The sequence below is a fragment of the Vineibacter terrae genome, from assembly GCF_008039615.1.
Taxonomy (GTDB): Bacteria; Pseudomonadota; Alphaproteobacteria; order Reyranellales; family Reyranellaceae; genus Vineibacter; species Vineibacter terrae.
Genome location: NZ_VDUZ01000029.1, coordinates 21,972 through 34,831, shown reverse-complemented (window position 1 = coordinate 34,831; position 12,860 = coordinate 21,972). Strand labels below are relative to the sequence as shown.

Genomic DNA, 12,860 nt, shown 5'->3' with positions numbered 1-12,860 from the left:
ATGCGCATCGCCAACATCGTCAACCTCGGCATCAAGGAGCTGCGCGGCCTGGCGCGCGACCCGATGCTGCTGGTGCTGATCGCCTATGCCTTCACGCTGTCGGTCTACAGCGCCTCGACGGCGATGCCCGAGACGCTCAACAAGGCGCCGATCGCGATCGTCGACGAGGACCGCTCGCCGCTGTCGACGCGCATCGTCGCCGCCTTCTACCCGCCCTACTTCGTGGCGCCGCAGCTGATCACACCGACCGAGATGGACCAGCGCATGGACGCCGGCCTCGACACGTTCGCGATCGACATCCCGCCCGACTTCCAGCGCGACCTGCTGGCCGGGCGGTCGCCCACCATCCAGCTCAACGTCGACGCCACCCGCATGACGCAGGCGTTCAGCGGCAGCGGCTACGTGCAGAGCATCGTGACGGGCGAGGTCGATGCGTTCGCGCAGCGCTACCGCTCGGCGGCGACGCCGCCGGTCGACTTGGTGCTGCGCGCGCGCTTCAATCCCGAGCTGAACCGGGCCTGGTTCGGCTCGGTGATGAACGTGATCAACAACATCACCATGCTGTCGATCATCCTGACCGGCGCCGCCCTGATACGCGAGCGCGAGCACGGCACCATCGAGCACCTGCTGGTGATGCCGATCACGCCGTTCGAGATCATGACCAGCAAGGTGTGGTCGATGGGCCTGGTGGTGCTGCTGGCCTCCGGCTTCTCGCTGGCCGTGGTGGTGCAGGGCCTGCTGCAGGTGCCGATCGAGGGCTCGGTCTGGCTGTTCATGCTGGGGGCAGCGCTGCAGCTCTTCGCCACCACCTCGATGGGCATCTTCCTCGCCACCCTGGCCGGCTCGATGCCGCAGTTCGGCCTGCTGCTGATGCTGGTGCTGCTGCCGCTGCAGGTGCTGTCGGGCGCCACGACGCCGCGCGAGAGCATGCCCGAGGTCGTGCAGACCATCATGCTGGCGGCGCCCAACACGCATTTCGTGATGCTGGCCCAGTCGATCCTCTACCGCGGCGCCGGGCTTGGCGTGGTGTGGCCGCAATTCGCCGCCCTGATCGCGATCGGCGCCGTGCTGTTCACCTACTCGCTGCGCAAGTTCCGCGCCTCGCTGCGGTGAGCGTCGCCTCTCCCGGAGGGCACTACGGCGTGACCGGGTGAACTCTCCCCCAACGCAGTTGGGGGAGGTGGCCGGAGGCCGGAGGGGGAGCCGACGTGGTCTCAGTCACATAGATCTCGTCGGCTCCCCTCCGCCCCTTCGGGGCACCTCCCCAGCAAAGCTGGGGAGGAAAAATGTGTCTATTTCCCAGCGCGAGAGGAGAGGTGTTGCCCCTCAGATGCTGAGGTCGAGCAGGTTGTAGTCCTTCAGCCCGGCCTTGGCGGCGGCGTCCCAGGTGTAGGCCTCGCCGGCGGCGGCGTGCGGCTGGTAGACGAACGGCGCCTCGTCGGGGAAGCGCCGGCGGCGGGCGTCGATGGCGTAGCCGATGACGCGGGCGCGCTCGCGGATACGGGCGGTGTCGTAGACCGCAGGCGCGTTGTGCACGCCGCCGCCCTTGACGCCCAGCACCGAGCGGCGCCGGTGGAAGCCGAAATTCACCGTCACCCGCCACTGCGGGCTGGTGTTGGCGAAGGACCCGTGCACGGCCTGGCGGTTGGTGATCGCGACATCGCCGGGCCGGCAGACCAGCGGCACGGCATCGGGCAGCCGCTCGCTGCCGGCGGCCGCCACCATGGCCTTGATGTCGAGCTTGCCCAGCTTGTGCGAGCCGGGAACGACCCAGACGCCGTTGGCCGGCGTGCAGCCGTAGAGCTGGGCCATGAAGTTGAAGCCGTGCGTGCCCTGGTCCCAGTCGGGGCTGTCCCAGTGCGTGACGCCGTCCTGATGCCAGGCCACCGACGCGCCCAGCCCCGGCTCCTTGATGAACAGCGCCTCGTTGAACGGCACGAAGTCGTCGCCGTTGACCGCCGCCGCCACCGCCAGCAGCTGCGGATGGCCATAGACGCGCAGCGCCGCCTCGGAGAACTGCAGCGAGCCCAGGATCAGGTAGACGACCTCCTCGGGCGCATCCGCCGCCGGCGTCGGCTCGAACATCTTCACCTGGTGCCGGCCGTTGGCCAGCGTGGTGCCGCCCAGCGGATCGCCCAGCGGCTTGGACCACAGCAAGGTCGGGGCGGCGCAGTCGGCGGCCAGCGCCGGCCGGCCCTTGCGGTCGAGCGCGGCGCCACGCGCGGCCGGCAGCCGGTCCTGGATCGCGTGCAGGTCGGCCTCGATGTCGGCCAGCTCCTCTTGCCGCAGCACGCCTTCGAAGACGTAGAACCCGCAGCGCCAATAGGCCTCCAGGATGTCCGGGTGCACGCGGCCGTCGAGCGTGAAGCGGATCGGACCGCGATTGCCCAGTGCTTGCGCCCGCTCCGCGCCGGCCTTCAGGTAGGCCTGCATCGCGGCTTCTTCCGACCCGTAATCCACGGCTGGCTTGCGCATCGGCTGGTTCATGGCTGTTTCCTCCTGGACCGAGGATAGAAGGCCGCCACAGCGCCTGGCAATCGGCGCGCGCCCAGCCAAATGGCACCGCTGCTTTGCGCGGGAATGGCGCTTCAACGCGAAGCGCGCGCGACAGTATGTCAGGCGGCCATCTGCCGAGGACCACATGTCGACCACTGAAGCCGATACCGATGCCCCTGCCTTCGCCAGGAACGACCGCAACCGCCTGCGCCGGCTGCACGAGCGCGGCCGCTACGACAAGGCGAGCGTCCATGCGATCCTCGACGCGGCGATGATCTGCCACATCGCCTATGCCATCGACGGCCAGCCTTTCTGCACCGCGACCGCGTTCTGGCGCGAAGGCGACCGGCTGTACTGGCACGGCTCGTCCGCCAGCCGCATGCTGCGGGCGCAGCGCCCGGGCCTGCCGGTCTGCCTCACCGTGACCCATCTCGACAGCCTGGTGCTGGCGCGCTGCGGCTTCAACCACTCGGTCGACTACCGCTCGGCGATGTGCTTCGGCGTCGCGCATATCGTCGAGGACCCGGCCGAGAAGGCCGCCGCGCTCGACCGCATGATCGACCGCTTCTACCCCGGCCGTGCCGCATCGCTGCGCACCAGCACCGTGCAGGAGCTGAAGGCCACGACCGTGATCGGCATGCAGATCGAGGACGCTGTCGGCAAGGTCCGCTCCAAGGGCGTGGCCGACGAGGAGGAGGACTACGCGCTGCCGATCTATGCCGCGCGCTTCCCGGTGCGCACCGTGATCGGCGCGGTCGAGCCCTGCAGCCGCCTGCCGGCCGGCGTGCCGCGCCCGGATGGCCTCGACGGCTTCACCCCTGACCGCCGGCTCGACGAGATCATGCTGGAGAACCACCACAAGTACGAAGAGCCGTGACGGCGCGCGGAGCGCCGCCGGGCTCGCTTATCGATATATACAGATATATATAGAGGCTAGATTTCCACCATCGGGAAGAAGCTCGACCTGTCATCCCGAGCGCCCCCGCGGCGTTGCGCCTGATGCGATCACCCTATCCCCACCGAGGAAGGATAACTTCGAGGCCCGCGCTATACTGCGGCATCGGCGTCGGACCGACGCGCCACGATGGGAGCCATTGCCGTGACCATGCATCCCGCCCTCGCCGCCGGACGCGCCGCCGTCATCACCGGCGGCGCCAGCGGCATCGGACTTGCCGCCGCCAAGCGCTTCATAGCGCTGGGCATGAAAGTCTGCCTGGCCGACACCAACGATGCGGCGCTCGCGGCCGCCGTTGCCGCACTTGGTGCGCCGGCGGGCACGGCGCTGGCCGTGCGCACGGATGTCTCGCAGCTGGCCGACGTGCAGCGCCTGAAGGAGACCGCCTACGCCACCTTCGGCGAGGTCGCGGTGCTGATGAACAACGCCGGCACGGCGCCCGGCGGCGGCCCGTGGGACCACTACGAGCGTTGGCGCCGGGTCCTGGACGTCAACCTCTGGGGCGTGATCAACGGCGTGCAGACCTTCGCCCAGGCGATGATCGACCAGAAGACGCCCGGCGCCATCATCAGCACCGGCTCCAAGCAGGGCATCACCTGCCCGCCCGGCGACACGGCCTATAATGTCAGCAAGGCAGGCGTGAAGGTCCTCACCGAGGCGCTGGCGCACGAGCTGCGCAACGTGCCCGGCTGCCGGATCAGCGCCCATCTGCTGGTGCCGGGCTTCACGTTCACCGGCATCACCCGGCCGCGGCGCGCCGAGAAGCCGGATGCCGCCTGGTGGCCGGAGCAGGTCGTCGACATGATGGTCGAGCGCATGTCGGCCGGCGATTTCTACATCATCTGCCCCGACAACGACGTCACGACGCCGGTCGACCACAAGCGCATCCAGTGGGCGGCTGAAGACATCATCCAGAACCGTCCGGCCCTGTCGCGCTGGCATCCCGACTACAAGGACGCGTTCGCCGCCTTCATGAAGGCGTGAGGCAAAGGCGTCTCTCGGCCGGGCCACGGCGCTCCAGCGCCGCTCATGATGCGGCGCTGGAGCGCCGCGGCCCGACCGGAAGACATCAGACTCCCGGCGCCGCGGTGATCGCCTTCACCTCGCTGCGGCCCAGCGCCGCCACGAACGCGCTCAGGCCGGCGCTGCGCAGCGGCACGTAGGGCTTCGACGCCTGGCGGCAGAGGCGCTTCACTGTGGCCACGGCATCGTGGCTCACGCAGTCGACCGGGAACATCACCACGTCGGCGCGGCTGACCAGGCCGGCCAGCAAGCCGCTGCGATCCTCGATGCCGCCGTCATGGTGCAGCACCTGGGCGCCGAAACGCTCGCCCACGGCACGCAGATGGCTGAGCTGGTTCGGCCGTCCGCCGATATAGAGCAGCGACAACCCGTCCAGGCCAGCCGGCACGTTTGCGGCTTCGTCCGGCGCCGCCGCGACGCTGGACGCCAGGCGCGCGTCGACCGCCCTGAGCTCGTCGCGCAGCGCCGCTTCGCGGCGCTCGGCAGCGGCACGCTGCTCCTGCTCGCGCCGCAGCGTGTCGGCCATGCGCTCCAGCCGCTTCTCGACGGCATCGCGGCGGCCGGCCTCGGAGGTCAGCCGCCGCTCCAGGTCGCGCACCACGCGCTCGAGCGCCGCCTGCTCGTCGCCGGCGCCGCCGTCCGCCACCGCATCGCTGTGGGCGCTGCCCGCGATCCGGCGCGCCAGCAGCGCGCCGAGCTCACGCAGCTTGGCATCGCGCGCGGTGATGCCCTCGCGCAGCTGCTCCTGCTGGCGCCGCAGCTTCTCCTGCAGCTCGGCGTTCTGCGCTTCCAGCGCGCTCAGCCGGCGGATATCGGCGCGGTTGGCCGCCCCCACAAGATGAGACAGCATATGGACCTCGCCGAAGATCTCACGGACCAGGGTCTCGGTGGTCGCCGGATGCGTGAACGCCGCCCAGTAGGCGCCGGGAATGTCGCCGCGCTTGACCGCGTCACGCCATAGGCCGCGGACCGCGTCCTCGGTCCGCGCCTTCTCGAACCGGCTGATCGCCAGCCGATGCCGCCGATCGAGCGCCCTGTGCAGCAGCTTGCCGGCACCGTCGCGCTGGCCGGCGAGCAGCACGCCCTGGCCGTGCAGCTCGTGATCGGTCTTGCCGTCGCAGGCCACGCCGGCGCGGACCAGGACCTGGCGCAGCTCGGCGGCCGACAGGCAGGTGCCGACGATCGAGCAATGCAGATGCTTGGACAGTTCCCAGATCTTCGTCCGCCGAGTCGGCGCCGGGACCGCCTCGAGAGATGGTGTCCGGGTGATCAGCACAGGGCCCAGCGGCGCCAGCTGCAGCACGTGCCCGGGCGCGCCGGGACGCGGCCTGATGCCCAGGATCGCCGGGTCGAAGGAGGTCGCCGTCTTCATGCGCGTCGCGCTCCCGCCGAGATATCCTTACGGATATATCGACTGCCAGACCAAGGGACTCGATATATCTATTCAGATATATCGTAGAAGCGCAACCCGGCTGTCGTGCGGACCGGCCGCCGTCATCCCGAGAATGTGTGACGTAGTCCTTCTCCGGGGGGCGGGACAATCGCATATGGCGCTGTTCACCCCTCGCCCCGCGGGAGCGGGGAGAGGGAGGGGCCCATTGCGCGTAGCGCAATGGGAGGGTGAGGGGTACGCGCGACCAGTCCCTGTTTCTTGCTGCATGCCTGATCGTTCCTACCCCTCACCTTCCCATGCCTTCGGCATGGGCCCCTTCCTCTCCCCGCTCGCGGGGAGAGGAGATGCGGAAGATCCCCTGCTGCGCTCGGGATGACAGTCCTTGGCCGCGTCCACGCGACCACGTGACTTGCCGGGAGCCGGCTGCTGGGCCAGTATCGCCCTATCCAATCACCCTGGCTGCTGGGCGACGGTGGGCATCGTGTCCGCTGGCTCGAGCCTTGAAGCTGGTCCGAAGGAGGGAAGACGAATGTACCCCAACGTCTTGTTGTTGATTGACGGTGTCTGGACGGAAGCGGCCTCCAAGAAGACATTGCCGGTCGTCAGCCCGGCCACCGGCGAGCCGGTGGGCACGGTGGCGCATGCCGAGCGCGCCGATCTCGATCGTGCGCTGGAGGCGGCCGACAAGGGCTTCCGCGTCTGGCGCAAGGTGTCGGCCTTCGATCGCTCGAAAGTGATGCGCAAGGCCGCCGACCTGCTGCGCGAGCGCGCCGACAAGATCGCGCCGCTGATGACCATGGAGCAGGGCAAGCCCCTGCCCGAGGCCAAGGGCGAGGTTCTGGCCGGCGCCGACGTCATCGACTGGTTCGCCGAGGAAGCGCGCCGCACCTATGGCCGCGTCGTGCCGGCGCGCGCCGACGGCATCTACCAGCTCGTGATCAAGGAGCCGGTCGGTCCGGTGGCGGCGTTCACGCCCTGGAACTTCCCGATCAACCAGGTGGTGCGCAAGCTCTCCTGCGCCGTGGCGGCGGGCTGCTCGATCATCGTCAAGGCACCGGAGGAGACGCCGGCCTCGCCGGCCGAGCTGATCCGCTGCTTCGTCGACGCCGGCTTGCCCGCCGGCGTGGTGAACCTCGTCTACGGCGTGCCGGCCGAGATCTCCGAATACCTGATCCCGCACCCGATCATCCGCAAGATGTCGTTCACGGGCTCGACCGCGATCGGCAAGCAGCTCGCGGCGCTGGCCGGCGCCCATATGAAGCGCGTCACCATGGAGCTGGGCGGCCACGCGCCGGTGATCGTGTTCGACGATGCCGACGTCGACACCGCCAGCAAGCTGCTGGCGGGCGCGAAGTACCGCAATGCCGGCCAAGTCTGCGTGTCGCCCACGCGCCTGCTGGTGCAGGAGCGGGTATATGACCGCTTCGTCGACGGCTTCCTGCAGCACAGCAAGTCGATCAAGGTCGGCAACGGCCTGGAGGCGAGCACCACCATGGGGCCGCTGGCCAACCCGCGCCGCATCGACGCCATGCAGACGCTGATCGGCGATGCCACCAAGCGCGGCGCCAAGGTTCGCGTCGGCGGCAATCGCATCGGCAACAAGGGCAACTTCTTCGAGCCGACGGTGATCACCGACGTGCCCAAGGATGCCCGCGTGATGAACGAGGAGCCGTTCGGCCCGCTGGCCATCATCTCGCCGTTCAGCTCCTTCGAGGACGCTGTGACGGAAGCCAACCGCCTGCCCTACGGGCTTGCGTCCTACGCCTACACGCGCTCGGCCAAGACCGCGAACGCCATCGCCGCCTCGGTCGAAGCCGGCATGATGTCGATCAACCACCATGGCCTGGCGCTGCCCGAGGTGCCGTTCGGCGGCATCAAGGATTCCGGCTACGGCTCGGAGGGTGGGCTGGAGGCCATCGAGGGCTACCTGAACACCAAGTTCGTCACCCAGGCCGGTCTGTAGGCCCGGCCGGCAGCGGCGGCGCCGTGCAATGACCACACGGCGCCGCCTGCCCTGGCAGGATCCGGCCGGGCGGTTCTCGCCTTTCAAGCTGGCCGTCTTCGTCTTGCTCTTCGTTCCCGCGATTGTAATCGCGGCGCGCTACGAAAGCGGTGTGCTGGGCGCACGGCCGGTCAACGAGGCCGTGCACCAGATCGGCAACTGGACGCTCAAGCTGATCCTGATCTCGCTGGCGATCAGCCCCGGCCGCGCCATCCTCAAATGGCCGCGCCTGATGCAGGTCCGCCGCATGGTCGGCGTCGCCGCCTTCACCTACGCGGCGATCCACCTGACGCTCTATGCTGCCGACGAGGCCTTCGACCTGCGCAAGGTCGGCCTCGAGATCGTGCTGCGCATCTATCTCACCATCGGCTTCTCCGCCCTGCTGATCCTGGCGGCGCTGGCCATGACGTCGACGGACGGCATGATGCGCCGCCTCGGTGCCCCGCGCTGGCGGCGGCTGCACCAGCTGGCCTATGTCGCGGCGCTGCTGGGCGTGGTGCATTTCTTCATGCAGACCAAGGCCAACTCGGCCGAGCCCTATGTGATGGCCGGCCTGTTCGCCTGGCTGATGGGCTGGCGCCTGCTGGCCTGGCGCGGCCTTCGCGACGCGCGCTGGGCGCGGTGGTGGCCGATGATCCTGGCGGTGCTGGCCGCCGCCGGCACCGCGATCGGCGAGGCCGTCTATTTCTGGATCCGGCTGGGCGTGCCCCCTTCCCGGCTGCTGGCCGCCAACATCACCTTCACGGCCGGCATCCGGCCGGCCGTGGTCGTCTTCGCCATCTGCATGGCCGCGGCGGTGGCGGGCGTCCTGCGCCCGCCCGCCAGCACGCGCGTCAGCCCAGCGGCTGATTGAATGCCCAGAGCACGCCGAACGGATCGCGCACCTGGCCGTAGCGGGCACCCCAGAACATCTCCGTGACCGGCAGCACCGCCGTGGCGCCGGCATCGACCGCGCGCTTCCACCAGGCGTCGATGTCGTCGACCTGCAGCGTCAGGGTGAAGCCCTGCGGCTTCTCGAGCGCATGGCCGTGCTCGGGATAGGCATCCGCCAGCATGACCGAGCCATCATTGATGTAGAGATGGACATGCATGGTGCGACCCTTGTCGTCGGGCGGCATGGCCATCGCCAGCTCGGCGCCCAGGGCCCGCTTGTAGAAATCGGCGGCCTTCATCGCACCATCGACCTGCAGATAGGCCACGACGCCACCCTTCACGGGGGGCTGGGGCGCTTGAGCCTCGGTTGCCATGACAATCTCCTCTCAACGGACCAGAACGGAAGCACCATGCTTCGGTCCAAGGACGCGGGAGGACACCGCCGGCCGACACCGGGCGGGACAATTTTTTCGCCCGCCGACGTGCCGGCAAGCCTCCGATAATACCTCGATCATGACTGTCATCCCGAGCGTAGCGAGGGATCTCCCGCGAAAGACGCACGGTGCGCCATTCGCAGGAGATCCCTCGCTGCGCTCGGGATGACAATAATGCTCCGGTTCGGCTCGGGCGCTTCGGCGCAAGACGCCGAAGCGCTGGTATCGGATCCCCGGAAGGAAGGATCAGCGCGTCGTGATCACCACCTTGCCGGTGGCCTTGCGCGACAGCAGGGCGTTCATCGCCTCGGGCGCCTTCTCCAGCGGGAAGCGCATCGAGATGTGCGGCTTGAGCTTGCCTTCGCGGAACCAGGCGAACATCTCGTCGAAGTTCTTGCGCGCCTCGGCCGGCTCGCGGCCGCGCCAGGCGCCGTAGAAGACGCCGCGCACGTCGCAGCTCTTGAGCAGCGCCAGGTTGGCGGGCAGCGCCGGGATGCGGCCCGATGCGAAGCCGATCACCAGCAGGCGGCCGTACCAGGCGATGCAGCGGACCGACTCGTCGAAGGCATCGCCGCCGACCGGATCGTAGATCACGTCGGCGCCGTTGCCGCCCGTGAGCTCCTTGACCTTGTCGCGCAGCTTGTCCTTGGCATAGTTCACGAACATGGTGGCGCCGTGCTTGCGGCAGATCTCCATCTTCTCGTCCGAGCCCACGGCCGCGATCACATTGGCGCCCATCACCGCGCCCAGCTCGACCGCCGTCAGGCCGACGCCGCCGGCCGCGCCCAGCACCAGCAGCGTCTCGCCGGGCTTGAGATCGCCGCGCTGCTTGAGCGCGTAGTAGCTGGTGCCGTAGGTCATCGTGAAGGCGGCGCCCTCCTCGAACGACATGTTGTCGGGCATCGGCAGCAGGTTGCCCTGGTCGACCACGACCTCGTCGGCATAGCCGCCATGGCCGATCATGCCGATGACGCGGTCGCCCTTCTTATAGGCGCTGACGCCCTCGCCGATTTCGGCGACGACACCGCCGACCTCATGGCCCGGCGCGAACGGCCGCGGCGGCTTGAACTGGTACTTGTCGGCGATGATCAACGTGTCGGGAAAGTTCACCCCGGCCGCGTGGACCTCGACCCGCACCTGGCCCTTGCCCACCGGCGCCGACGGCAGCTCCTTGAGCACCAGGCTCTCCGGCCCCCCGACTTTCTCGCTGATCATCGCCCGCATGGCATCATCTCCTGTCGTTGATCGATGCCGGCATTGATAGCCAATGCCTTCGAGCGGCGCAAAGGCAGGCTGTTTCGCGGATCGAGGCGGGAGCGCCGTGCTGACCAAGCCCGGCGCCTGGGAACGCCTTCGGTGATGCGGCGTTTATCTGGCGGCGCATGGCGGGAGGGTGGTGTAGAGGACGGGCGTGGGCGAGACGACCGCATCGATATCCTGGCTGGCCGTGGCGCTGGGGCTGCTGCACCTGGCCGGGCTGGCCGTGGCCATGCGCGCCCTGATGTTCGGCCGCACGGCACAAGGGACCGTGGCGTGGATGGTCGCGCTGGTGCTGCTGCCCTACATCGCCCTGCCGCTCTATGCCGTGTTCGGCCACGGCAAGTTCCACGGCTACGTGCGGGCCCGCCGCACGCGCAACGGCCGCCTCAACGACCTCATGCGCAGCGTGCGGCCGCTGCGCGACTCGGAGCGGGCGCTCGACCCGGACACCGCCCCGCGCGAGCTGCTGGCGCTGGAGCGCCTGGCCGAGCTGCCGTTCACGCGCGGCAACACGGCGCAGCTGCTGATCGACGGCGAGCAGACCTTCCAGTCGATCTTCGCCGGCATCGCCGCTTCCCGCCGCTACGTGCTGATCCAGTTCTACACCATCCACTGCGACGGCGTCGGCACGCACCTCAAGAAAGCCCTGATCGAGCGGGCGCGGGAGGGTGTCGCGGTCTTTGTGCTCTATGACGAGATCGGCTGCGAGGACATGCCGAGCAGCTATGTCGAGGAGCTGCGCCGCGGCGGTGTCACCGTCAGCGCCTTCAACGAGTCCAAGAGCTGGTTCGCACGCCACTCCCGGATCAACTACCGCAACCACCGCAAGATCGTCGTCGTCGACGGGCACACCGCCTGGGTCGGCGGCCTCAATGTCGGCGACGAGTACCTGGGCCGCCACCCGACGCTCAGCCCGTGGCGCGACACGCATGTGCGCGTGACCGGCCCGTCGGTTCAGGGCTGCCAGCTGAGCTTCATGGAGGATTGGCACTGGGCGACCGGCGAGATGCTGACGCTCGACTGGCAGGCCTATCAGGCTGCCCCCGACGGCCTGCCGGTGCTGGTGCTGCCGACCGGCCCGGCCGACGTCCTGGAGACCTGCGGGCTTGCCTTCGGCCAGATGATCGCCGCCGCGCGGCAGCGGATATGGATCGCCAACCCCTACTTCGTGCCCGATTCGCATATCGTGGCGGCGCTGCAGCTCGCGGCCTTCCGCGGCGTCGATGTGCGCGTGCTGATACCGGGCAAGCCCGACCACCGCACGACCTGGCTGGCAAGCCTCTCCTTCCTGCCCGACATGACCCGGGCGGGCGTGAAAGTCTATCTCTACGAGGCCGGCGTCCTGCACCAGAAGACCTGCGTCTTCGACGACCGGCTGGCGACGGTGGGCACCGCCAACTTCGACAATCGCTCGTTCCGGCTCAATTTCGAGATTACACTGGTTTTCCTCGATGCCCGCTTCAACCAGGAGGTGGCCGACATGCTGCTGCGCGACTTCCAGGAAAGCCGCAAGGTCGGCGCCGACGCGCTGGCGTCGCGCTCGCTGGCCTTCCGTGTGGCGGTGCAGGGCGCCCGCCTGCTGGCGCCGGTGCTGTAGATGCGCCGCGACGAGCCCGACGCCGCCTCCCTGCCTATGCCGATGGCCGATATCGACCCATCGCGGCCGATCGACGAGGTGGTCAGCGAAAGGTTGGCGGCACGCACGCCGCCGGCCGCGCTCGGCCGCGTGCTGACCTACAATGTCCATTCCTGCATCGGCGCCGACCGCAAGTACGATCCACACCGCATCCTGGACATCGTGCGGCGCATCGATGCCGACGTCGTGGCCTTGCAGGAGGTGCGCGCCTACTCGACCACGGACGATCAGTTCCACCTGTTCGAGGAGCACCTGCGGCCGATGGCTGCCGTCTTCGGCACCACCTTCCGCCGCACCCGCTTCAAGTTCGGCAACGCGCTGTTCGTGCGCGGCGAGATCCTTGAGACGCGGCTGCTGGACCTCAGCGTCGCCCCGTTCGAGGAGCGCGGCGCCATCGACTGCACGGTGCGCGTGCGGGGCCGGCGCATGCGCTTCATCGCGGCCCATCTGGGGCTGTTCCGGCGCGAGCGCGCCGAGCAGCTGGTGCGCCTGGCGGCGGCCCTGAAGCTTCACCGCGAGGAGATCACGGTGCTGCTGGGCGACTTCAACATCTTCGGCGCCGAGCGCCGTCGCCTGCGCACGGTGGGCGCGCCAGCGCTGCTGCCGCGCATCCGCACCTTCCCCTCGTTCCAGCCGATCATGTCGCTGGACCGCATCTGGACCATCCCCAACGACCGGCTGGTGCGCCTGGCGCGCCACCGCGATTCGCCGGCGAAATGGGCCTCCGACCATCTGCCGCTGGTGGGCGAGGTATCGCTGACCGATTGAGCCCTGCCGCCGGCTCGAGC

11 protein-coding genes are annotated in these 12,860 nt (G+C 69.0%); 7 read left to right on the top strand and 4 right to left on the bottom strand.

Features of this window, described 5'->3' with window-relative positions; genetic code table 11:
- Positions 1-1,113 (top strand): ABC transporter permease, encoded by a 1,113-nt coding sequence (locus FHP25_RS23330; RefSeq protein WP_147849378.1) that lies wholly within the window; start codon positions 1-3, stop codon positions 1,111-1,113.
- A 213-nt stretch (positions 1,114-1,326) separates the two neighbouring features.
- Here the strand turns inward: FHP25_RS23330 and FHP25_RS23325 are convergent, their stop codons facing one another.
- Positions 1,327-2,487 carry a phytanoyl-CoA dioxygenase family protein gene (locus tag FHP25_RS23325; protein WP_147849377.1) on the bottom strand — a complete coding sequence of 387 codons (1,161 nt, stop codon included), beginning with the start codon at positions 2,485-2,487 and terminating at the stop codon, positions 1,327-1,329.
- Between the two features lie 154 nt (positions 2,488-2,641).
- Between FHP25_RS23325 and FHP25_RS23320 the strand changes: the two genes are divergently transcribed.
- A complete protein-coding gene (locus FHP25_RS23320; RefSeq protein WP_147849376.1) occupies positions 2,642-3,373 on the top strand; it encodes a pyridoxamine 5'-phosphate oxidase family protein in 732 nt (243 codons plus the stop codon).
- Between the two features lie 228 nt (positions 3,374-3,601).
- A complete protein-coding gene (locus FHP25_RS23315; RefSeq protein WP_231712444.1) occupies positions 3,602-4,435 on the top strand; it encodes an SDR family NAD(P)-dependent oxidoreductase in 834 nt (277 codons plus the stop codon).
- A gap of 85 nt (positions 4,436-4,520) precedes the next feature.
- Here the strand turns inward: FHP25_RS23315 and FHP25_RS41965 are convergent, their stop codons facing one another.
- Complete coding sequence (locus FHP25_RS41965; protein ID WP_147849374.1) at positions 4,521-5,846, bottom strand: DUF2325 domain-containing protein; 1,326 nt, start codon at positions 5,844-5,846, stop codon at positions 4,521-4,523.
- A 550-nt stretch (positions 5,847-6,396) separates the two neighbouring features.
- Between FHP25_RS41965 and FHP25_RS23305 the strand changes: the two genes are divergently transcribed.
- Both FHP25_RS23305 and FHP25_RS23300 read left to right on the top strand, forming a co-directional pair.
- A complete protein-coding gene (locus FHP25_RS23305) occupies positions 6,397-7,830 on the top strand; it encodes an NAD-dependent succinate-semialdehyde dehydrogenase (RefSeq protein ID WP_147849373.1) in 1,434 nt (477 codons plus the stop codon).
- A 28-nt stretch (positions 7,831-7,858) separates the two neighbouring features.
- Positions 7,859-8,722, top strand: coding sequence for a protein-methionine-sulfoxide reductase heme-binding subunit MsrQ (locus tag FHP25_RS23300; RefSeq protein WP_147849372.1), 864 nt, complete (start codon positions 7,859-7,861; stop codon positions 8,720-8,722).
- Here the strand turns inward: FHP25_RS23300 and FHP25_RS23295 are convergent.
- Positions 8,703-9,116, bottom strand: a complete 414-nt coding sequence (locus FHP25_RS23295; RefSeq protein ID WP_147849371.1) for a VOC family protein — start codon at positions 9,114-9,116, stop codon at positions 8,703-8,705. The genes FHP25_RS23300 and FHP25_RS23295 overlap by 20 nt on opposite strands.
- Positions 9,117-9,422: 306 nt before the next feature.
- The gene (locus FHP25_RS23290; RefSeq protein ID WP_147849370.1) at positions 9,423-10,400 is read right to left on the bottom strand and encodes an NADPH:quinone oxidoreductase family protein; all 978 of its coding nucleotides are present in this window, start codon (positions 10,398-10,400) and stop codon (positions 9,423-9,425) included.
- Positions 10,401-10,587: 187 nt separating this feature from the next.
- Between FHP25_RS23290 and cls the strand changes: the two genes are divergently transcribed.
- Together cls and FHP25_RS23280 are read left to right on the top strand one after the other, a co-directional pair.
- A complete protein-coding gene (gene cls / locus FHP25_RS23285; RefSeq protein WP_218578534.1) occupies positions 10,588-12,033 on the top strand; it encodes a cardiolipin synthase in 1,446 nt (481 codons plus the stop codon).
- The gene (locus FHP25_RS23280; protein WP_147849369.1) at positions 12,034-12,840 is read left to right on the top strand and encodes an endonuclease/exonuclease/phosphatase family protein; all 807 of its coding nucleotides are present in this window, start codon (positions 12,034-12,036) and stop codon (positions 12,838-12,840) included.
- Positions 12,841-12,860 lie beyond the last annotated feature (20 nt).

Coding starts and splice junctions, on each gene's coding strand:
- FHP25_RS23330 (WP_147849378.1), top strand. CDS start 1: ATGCGCATCGCCAACATCGTCAACCTCGGCATCAAGGAGCTGCGCGGC.
- FHP25_RS23325 (WP_147849377.1), bottom strand. CDS start 2,487: ATGAACCAGCCGATGCGCAAGCCAGCCGTGGATTACGGGTCGGAAGAA.
- FHP25_RS23320 (WP_147849376.1), top strand. CDS start 2,642: ATGTCGACCACTGAAGCCGATACCGATGCCCCTGCCTTCGCCAGGAAC.
- FHP25_RS23315 (WP_231712444.1), top strand. CDS start 3,602: ATGCATCCCGCCCTCGCCGCCGGACGCGCCGCCGTCATCACCGGCGGC.
- FHP25_RS41965 (WP_147849374.1), bottom strand. CDS start 5,846: ATGAAGACGGCGACCTCCTTCGACCCGGCGATCCTGGGCATCAGGCCG.
- FHP25_RS23305 (WP_147849373.1), top strand. CDS start 6,397: ATGTACCCCAACGTCTTGTTGTTGATTGACGGTGTCTGGACGGAAGCG.
- FHP25_RS23300 (WP_147849372.1), top strand. CDS start 7,859: ATGACCACACGGCGCCGCCTGCCCTGGCAGGATCCGGCCGGGCGGTTC.
- FHP25_RS23295 (WP_147849371.1), bottom strand. CDS start 9,116: ATGGCAACCGAGGCTCAAGCGCCCCAGCCCCCCGTGAAGGGTGGCGTC.
- FHP25_RS23290 (WP_147849370.1), bottom strand. CDS start 10,400: ATGCGGGCGATGATCAGCGAGAAAGTCGGGGGGCCGGAGAGCCTGGTG.
- FHP25_RS23280 (WP_147849369.1), top strand. CDS start 12,034: ATGCGCCGCGACGAGCCCGACGCCGCCTCCCTGCCTATGCCGATGGCC.